The organism is Sphaerochaeta sp. (assembly GCF_050178175.1).
Classification (GTDB): domain Bacteria; phylum Spirochaetota; class Spirochaetia; order Sphaerochaetales; family Sphaerochaetaceae; genus Sphaerochaeta.
In genome coordinates, this window is sequence record NZ_JBFXGH010000106.1 from 1 (window position 1) to 7,751 (window position 7,751).

The window sequence follows — 7,751 nt, forward strand, 5'->3', positions numbered from 1 at the left end:
CCAATGAAATACATCCCAAAGATGAAGAGCATCAGGAGGAAGGTACGAAGGAGAAGCTTTCGTACATCCAGCGCCCCATCCTCCTTGAGATAGGTTTCTTTCCTGAACAGGGATCTCAACCACAGGGGCATCTTCATACCAGTAGATCCTTGAATGTCTTGAGCAGGATAAGCCCCTCGCCTGTTCCCACTCCTTGGTAGAGAGGAGGCTTTCCACCTCCCTTTCCGGCAATGGTTGAAAGCAGGTTCTGCCGTTGCTTGGGGAAATCCAACAAGAATTCCGCTTTCCCAACCAGGGCAATGAGCCAGAGAACCTGCTCTCCATTTTGCTGTACGGCACAGAGCGCCAGGTTTTCAAACGCAGTGGCAGCCTTGCCGATGTCCTTGAGAGAGAGGCCCTCCTCCACTTCCCAAAGTACAACTGGCGTTCCTTTTTCCCCAGGTGCTCCTGCAACGCGTTTCTCCAACTCCAGAAGTGCCAGCCGTTCATTGCACTTCTTCAGTGCACTCTTATCAGAAGAAGCCTGGGTGACGGCCTTACTTGCTGTCTCAACCAATTCTTCCACGGGGGAAGAGAAGAGAGCACCAAGCTGTTCTATGATACGCTCCTTCCCCCGGATCTCTTCCCGGGCGATTGCCCCAATGGTGAAGATGAGTCTGACATGGCCCCTGATCATCTCCTGTCCTTCATAGTGGAAGAGATCTATTTCCTTGGTGTTTGCAACATGAAGCCCTCCGCAGGCAACCGTGTCGATATCTTCAACGACCACCAGTCTTACCCCGTCCCCTTCAACTTTGATCGATCTTCTCAGGTCCAGGGCCTGTGCGCTTTGCTGGGTATGTACTTCATAAGAGACAGGCTTTGCCTCGCGTACACTCTGGTTCACCAGATCCTCCAATGCATAACAGACAGTGAGTGGAATTTCCTTCCTATCGGTCTCTATGGTGAGAACTCTCTCTCCCTGATGCACGCTGACGGTACCTATTGAGAAGTGGTGGAACAACAATCCACTGGCCACATGCTGGGCTGTATGCATCTGCATATAGTGGTAACGGTGTTCCCAGTCAAGGACAATATCCACAGTGTCCCCAACGGAGAAGTCTGGGTTCTCCACCTGATGGTAGATGGTATGTTCATCATCCTTGATGGTATCAAGGAGGGGCTTTCCTGCAATGGTGCCCCTGTCTCCTGCCTGGCCTCCCCCCTCTGGGTAGCAGATGGTCTTGTCCAAGACTACTCCCTTTTCTGTGATGGAGGTGACAACGGCCTGAAGTGTCCGCTGATAGGGTTCTTCATAATAGATAGGCTTTGAATGCATGTTCAGTCCTTTTGATTTCAATGGAGTGCTTGCCCGTCGTCCACCGGCAAGGCAGTCTTTGCCACGGGAAGGTGGAAGTTGTACCTGATCGCAACGATGCGAATCAGGAAGACTACACTACTCGCTATGATGAATTTGCTCAAGAGTCCGAGTCCCGTCAACTCGAGTGCCAAGTAGAGAATACCTCCGATAAGGCTGGCTGTCGCGTAAAAGTCACTGGTAAGTACGGTTGGAATTGAGCGGCTCATGACATCGCGAACCACTCCTCCTCCGACTGCAGAAAAGACACCACAAAGCAACTGGCCCACCGGCCCAATGCCAAACATAGCCCCTTTCGCAACGCCGAGGGCAGTGAAGACTCCCAGACCGAGAGAATCGGCAAAGAGGATGACTCTCCAACGCCCGATAAACTTGGGAGCAAGGAAGAAAACAGCCAGACCAGTACCGACACAGATGAGTATATAGGCACTGTTGGAAAAGGCCGCCACCGGGGTTGCCCCGATTGCTGCATCCCTGAGCATGCCTCCCCCACAACCGACTGTGCAGGCAAATACGACAACCCCCAGGATGTCCAACTTGAGCCGTACACCTTTTACTGCACCGGTTATGGCAAAGATAAAGGTTCCCAGCAGGTCAAAGATATAGATGATGTTTTGCTCCAGTTCCATGGGTTGAGGGTACCACCAAACCATGACTTGTCCAAGATGGAGAACTGTACTATCTTTACTAAGGTCTAGAGGAGAATGTTATGGCAATAATCAAATCTGCATGGGAACTGGCCATGGAGAAGACGGAAAACTTACAGGCCGACCCGAAGAAAATCAAGAAAGAGCAGCTCGTCAAGGAGGGCAGACAACTTGCAGCAACCTTCCTCATGGATATAGATGCCACCAAGGAAGGAACTGTAAAGCAGTATGCTTCCTATGCGGGTGAAGAGAGAGACTCAGTCAAGGAAGGAATGGTCATCACATTCCTGTCCAACCTATCCCTGCCACGCAGTGCTGCCTATAAGGAATCCTTTTCCAAGGTCCTTGAACTGGGAGAAATTATCGGTGATGGAAATGAGGAACTGAAAGAGATGCTTGGACAACTGGAGGGCTTCTTCAGCCAATATCTGGAGAATCAGGAAGACCTGATAGAAAGGATGAAACAGCAGTTTGCTCCCCATCTCCAGCAAAAACAGGCCCAGTTGCAACAACAGTACGGTCCAAATTTCACACTCCGTCCAGAGCAGGATCCTGAATTCATGAAGCTTCTGGACAAGCAACTTGGCCAGCTGGATGAGCAGTATACCAATATCCTGAACCAGGTGAAGGACCAGATCAAACAGATTCTGGGCGTCGAGTAAAACTTGAAAAAAGCCTGATAGAGAGAGCCTTCCGCTGGTCGGGAGGCTTTTTGTCGTTCATACATAAAGGAGAGGCCACCCACCTGCAACGCATGAGAGTGGCCTCCATATATGAAAAAGTGTGTATGAAGATCCTAGTTCCAGTACTTCTCCATCCGCTTAACCAGGCTCTTTCTATAGCCTTCCCAGTCTGTGATGGGTTTCTCGGCCAATCCTTCCTCACAGGCAGCCTTGGCGACAGCAACAGCCTCCCATTCAATGACACGAGGGTCAAAAGGCTTGGGAACAATGTAGTTACGGCCGAAGCTGAACTTCTGGCCACCGTAGGCCTTCTCTACCGAGGCAGGAACAGGTTCCTTTGCCAGAGCAGCCAAGGCCTTTGCTGCTGCCATCTTCATTCCTTCGCTGATAACCACTGAACGGACATCCAGAGCACCACGGAAGATGAAGGGGAAACCAAGCACGTTGTTGATCTGGTTCGGATAGTCACTCCTACCAGTTGCCATGATCAGGTCATCCCTGGTCTCCATCGCCAGCTCGTAGGCAATTTCAGGATTTGGATTGCTCATTGCGAAAACCACAGGATCCTTTGCCATGGAAAGCAACATCTGGGGGGTTACGCAATCTGCAACAGAAAGTCCCATAAGTACATCTGCATCCACCAATGCCTCTGCAAGGGTTCTTGCAGGCAGATCGGTTGCAAATTCTTCCTTCTCAGGAGTCATACCTGCGGCTCTTCCCCTGTAGATGACACCCTTGCTGTCGCACATGAGAATATTCTCTCTCTTCACCCCTGCAGCAATAAACATCTTTCCACAAGAGATACCAGCTGCACCTGCACCGTTGACCACAACCTTGACCTCTTCCAATTTCTTGCCGACAATCTCACAACTGTTCATCAAGCCAGCGGTTGCAATAATTGCGGTTCCATGCTGGTCATCATGGAAGATGGGAATGTTGCAGCTCTTGATCAACTCCTGCTCAATACGGAAGCATTCAGGTCCCTTGATATCCTCAAGATTTACACCACCGAAGGTAGGACTCATGGTCTTCACGATATCAATGATCTTATCGGGATCCTTGGTGTCGAGCTCGATGTCAAAGACGTCGATATCCGCAAATCTCTTGAACAGCACCCCCTTGCCTTCCATAACGGGCTTGCTCGCCAATGCTCCGCGATCCCCAAGACCGAGGATGGCGGTTCCGTTGGAAATAACTGCCACGAGGTTACCCTTCGAGGTGTACTTGTATGCATCCTCCGGGTTCTCTGCAATGGCCAGTACCGGCTTGGCAACTCCCGGGGTGTATGCCAGACCCAGTTCATCGGCAGTCTGACAGGGCTTGGAGGGAACTACGGATACCTTTCCAGGAACTCCGTCTTTCATATGGTAATCGAGTGCGCGCTTGGTCAAATCATCTTGCATAGTGATAACTCCTGTTTATTTTTCGAAATCCCACTGATAGTCCATCTTGAACCGGTCACGAAGGGTGGTCATGACCTTCTGGAGGCTTGGAGGAACCGGGCATCCATGTTCCTTCCTATATTGGTACGCCAGGTACTCTTTCTCTCCTGCTGTGAAGATGTAATCTTCCCCAGGTGCCTTCTTGCTGGCTCGAAGCTCACGACAGATGGTTCCAGCAATGCGCTTGAAGGTTTCCAATCCCATGAAGAACTCTGGATTGATGGCGATGAAGAAGTGCCCAAGTGGATACGGGATGGGCTTATGCTCTTCATCAAATCCGTTGAGAGCCTTCATCCAGGAACCATCCTGCAAAGCAGCTGAGAGAATCTCAACCACGGTTGCATAGCCGAAACCCTTATAGCCTCCTGTGGTCTCCCCAATTCCGCCGAGCGGAGTGAGGGCAGCCATGCCGGTGGTCAGGTCCTTGAGCACCTGCTGCGTATCGGTTCTGGTCTTTCCTTCATGGTCGATTACCCAACCTGCAGGCAATTCCTTTCCTGCACGGCCATATACTTCAATCTTTCCTCGCTGGGAGACGCTGGTTGCACAATCCAGTACGAAGGGGAACTCCTCATCGGTTGGGATACCGAAGGTAAGCGGGTTGGTCCCGAGCATATTCTCTACACCATGGGTTGGAGCAATGGAGGGACGGGCATTGGTACCGGTGATTCCGATCATTCCGGCATCGGTCGCCATGGTGGCATAGTAGCCAGCAATTCCGTAGTGGTTGGAGTTGCGCACAGCAACCATACCAAGACCATACTTCCTTGCCTTCTCGATTGCCATTTCCATTGCCTTATAACCGGCAACATGTCCCATTCCATTGTGGGCATCGAGGACTGCGGTTGCTGCCTGATCCTTCAAGACCTCGATCTCTGTGACAGGGTTCATGATCCCGATGTCAATGCGGTCGATGTAGATCGGCTTCAGTCTTCCAATTCCATGGCTGTCAATTCCACGTTTGTCGCTTTCGATCAGTACATCGCCGATGATCTTTGCATCATCTTTGGGTACTCCTGCATGTACCAATACTTCTTCCATGAACTTTTCCAATTCACCGAAAGGGATCCATGCACAATCTTCATACTGCTCTGCATACTCATCCATATACTTCATACGGCACTCCTTGTGTTGGTTGCTACGATAATTTCCAGACTCTCTGGAATCTCCATTTGCTGTACTATTTCTGCTCCCTTTTCGTCTGTTACCAAGGCATCGACCTGGTCAAGGGAGACAGTCTTGAAGTTTGACACCACCCCGATCTTGTTGCTTGCTGCAACGACAAATACCTTACCTACCGTGTGCTCTATCATGGCCCTGGTGGTCTCAGCCTCTTCCAGGATTGGAGTGGTGAGCCCTGCAGATGGGGAAAACCCATCCACACCTATGATGGCTTTGTTTGCATGTATTTGGCTTACGATCAGGGAAGAGAGGGAACCTGAAACTGAATGACTTCGATTCCGGTATATGCCACCGGCAAGAATGAGCCTGAGGTGTTCACTCTCCTTACAGAGGTAGACTGCATCGATATTGTTGGTGACGATGGTTACGCGCTTCCCCAGGGACGCTACGGCCCTGATTACTTCAAATGTAGTGGAACCGCTATTGATATAGAGGGTATCGCCTTCTTCCACGAAGGAAGCCACAGTCTCTGCGATTGCAGCTTTCTCCTGGGGGTATTCACTTGCTTTCTGCAGGTAGTCAGGTTCCACTGGAAGATTTCTCCTGGCTGTTGCCCCTCCATGGGTACGTTCTACCAAGCCCTTCTTTGCAAGGTGGTCCAAATCTCGTCTGATGGTTAGTTCACTGACTGAAAACTGTTCCGCGAGCAAGCTGACCGTCACACTCCCCTCCTGGCGGATGAGGTTGAGAATATCATGCTGTCTGCTTGCTGGTATGTTTGACATGAACGCTTCCTTGAATGTTTTTGAACTTTTAACCTGCTATATGCCTAGAATACAATCATAAACGTTCATTTGTCAATGGATGATTGAAAGAAACATATCAAACAAACTGCTCAGACCCAAGAAAGAATCCGATCCTACTTGATTATCGCCCGAAAACCTGTTATGTTCATCATGCAATGAGCATTGGTGCCATACCCAAGTGGTAAGGGAAAGGTCTGCAAAACCTTGATGCATCGGTTCGAATCCGATTGGCACCTCTCTGGCAGCCGCTGAACAATTCAGCGGCTGTTTCTCTGTCTTGAGCTGCTTTCACAACCCGTCTACCCAGGCATCACTCCTACTATTATAAAGAGATCAACGCTAACCTCCACAGGGTATTGGTTTCATAATCAGAACAGGTACATACTGTAGACTGTATATTTCCTGGGTATTTACTCACAGAAAATCTTAATTGACCAAAAATACTGGTTATTGTTGAATAAATATTCAAGTCAACCAAACAAACCCTCACAATCCTTCCTACGTACTTATAACGTAAGTAGAGCATTTGCACTTCAGTTTGTCCTTACATAGGAACCCAACAAAAAGCAAGAACTATGGAATTGCCATACACAGCATACCCATTTGTCACAAGTTGGAATAAGATGAATATCTTATAATTCTTTATATTACAGTTATATATAAATATTTATAAATTTTCTAAAAATTTTTCAAACTTTTTTCTATTTAGTATTGACATAAGTCTTCTTTCTTATTATCATACAGACAAGCTTAGGGAAAAGAGCTTAATAACTTGCACAAGGGCAAAGCCCTTAAAGGAAGAATAAAATGAAAAAGACTATTGCAATCTTGTTGGTACTGGTAATCGGAATGGCTGGTGTGTTTGCTGCAAACAACAGCACCGCTGATTTGGCGTTGAAAACCAATGTTCCTGGTAAATACGGATTAAAAATTGCCAGCAGAGCAGTTGAAGGTGCTACTTTAGGCGCTAAGGTTACTGATTTCAATGATAATCTTACAGGAGAATTGCTGGTAGGTGAAGTTCCATTTACAGATCAAGATCTTACAGAAACGCTCTACATGAACTATTTGTCCAATCAAAAGGTTAAAGCAACGGTTACTACTACCATGAACCCTATGGCATCCGGGTCTGTTTCCACTAAAATCGGCTACAGCGTTGCTGTAGCCGGTGCAACAGCTCCTGTAGAAGTTGGTTCGGGAGATAGTTCTGTTCCCATTACATTCATTGACGAAGGTTCTGTAGTTAATGGAATGCGCGTTGAAAGCAAAGCATTTACTATCACGATGGATAGTGACGAGTGGTTGGCAGCTTCAGCCGCTACAGATTACTCTACTACTTGGACTGTCACCTTAGCTACTATTTAAGATACAACGAAATCTTATAGTCCATAAAAGAGCTGGCCAAATGGTCAGCTTTTTTTGCCCAGCATGGGCAATACTACAAGAAAGAATATCGATTCGCTGCTATGCCTTCTGATAAATACATTGCATTAAGCTTTCCAGTGATGTTCAGTCTTCTCTATTTTGGGGATGATTTCCTTGCATCAAACCATAACGAAAAGATCTCTGGATTAATCCACTCTCTCTCAAACAGCCTCCCCTATTCCGGGAGGCTGTAATACATTTGTACAATTGATCTCTACTCTCAGACCCTCTTACAAGGCCTTGCTTCTATATATCCTCGATACCCCAAT

At 48.2% G+C, this 7,751-nt stretch carries 7 protein-coding genes and 1 tRNA gene; 3 read left to right on the plus strand and 5 right to left on the minus strand.

The features are described from left to right. Positions 1–133 precede the first annotated feature (133 nt). Both AB7S66_RS10140 and AB7S66_RS10145 read right to left on the minus strand, forming a co-directional pair. Positions 134–1,318: an alanyl-tRNA editing protein gene (locus AB7S66_RS10140; protein ID WP_428519645.1), complete on the minus strand. Its 1,185-nt coding sequence runs from the start codon at positions 1,316–1,318 to the stop codon at positions 134–136. A 17-nt stretch (positions 1,319–1,335) separates the two neighbouring features. Next, positions 1,336–1,986: a trimeric intracellular cation channel family protein gene (locus AB7S66_RS10145; RefSeq protein WP_428519647.1), complete on the minus strand. Its 651-nt coding sequence runs from the start codon at positions 1,984–1,986 to the stop codon at positions 1,336–1,338. 80 nt (positions 1,987–2,066) lie between these two features. On the opposite strand from AB7S66_RS10145, the gene AB7S66_RS10150 reads away from it, so the two are divergent. Beyond that, positions 2,067–2,666 (plus strand): DUF6657 family protein, encoded by a 600-nt coding sequence (locus tag AB7S66_RS10150; RefSeq protein ID WP_428519649.1) that lies wholly within the window; start codon positions 2,067–2,069, stop codon positions 2,664–2,666. A gap of 134 nt (positions 2,667–2,800) precedes the next feature. Here AB7S66_RS10150 and AB7S66_RS10155 read toward each other — a convergent pair whose 3' ends face one another. From AB7S66_RS10155 to AB7S66_RS10165, 3 genes are read right to left on the minus strand one after another with little or no spacing between them, the layout of a single operon-like run. Continuing rightward, positions 2,801–4,090, minus strand: a complete 1,290-nt coding sequence (locus AB7S66_RS10155; RefSeq protein WP_428519651.1) for a malic enzyme-like NAD(P)-binding protein — start codon at positions 4,088–4,090, stop codon at positions 2,801–2,803. Between the two features lie 15 nt (positions 4,091–4,105). Continuing rightward, positions 4,106–5,245: an Ldh family oxidoreductase gene (locus AB7S66_RS10160; RefSeq protein WP_428519653.1), complete on the minus strand. Its 1,140-nt coding sequence runs from the start codon at positions 5,243–5,245 to the stop codon at positions 4,106–4,108. Continuing rightward, positions 5,242–6,036 (minus strand): DeoR/GlpR family DNA-binding transcription regulator, encoded by a 795-nt coding sequence (locus AB7S66_RS10165; RefSeq protein WP_428519655.1) that lies wholly within the window; start codon positions 6,034–6,036, stop codon positions 5,242–5,244. The genes AB7S66_RS10160 and AB7S66_RS10165 overlap by 4 nt, the downstream gene beginning before the upstream one ends. 185 nt (positions 6,037–6,221) lie before the next feature. On the opposite strand from AB7S66_RS10165, the gene AB7S66_RS10170 reads away from it, so the two are divergent. Continuing rightward, positions 6,222–6,293 (plus strand) — tRNA-Cys (locus AB7S66_RS10170). A 571-nt stretch (positions 6,294–6,864) separates the two neighbouring features. Continuing rightward, on the plus strand, positions 6,865–7,422 hold the full coding sequence (locus tag AB7S66_RS10175) for a hypothetical protein (RefSeq protein WP_428519657.1): 558 nt from the start codon (positions 6,865–6,867) through the stop codon (positions 7,420–7,422). Positions 7,423–7,751: the final 329 nt, after the last annotated feature.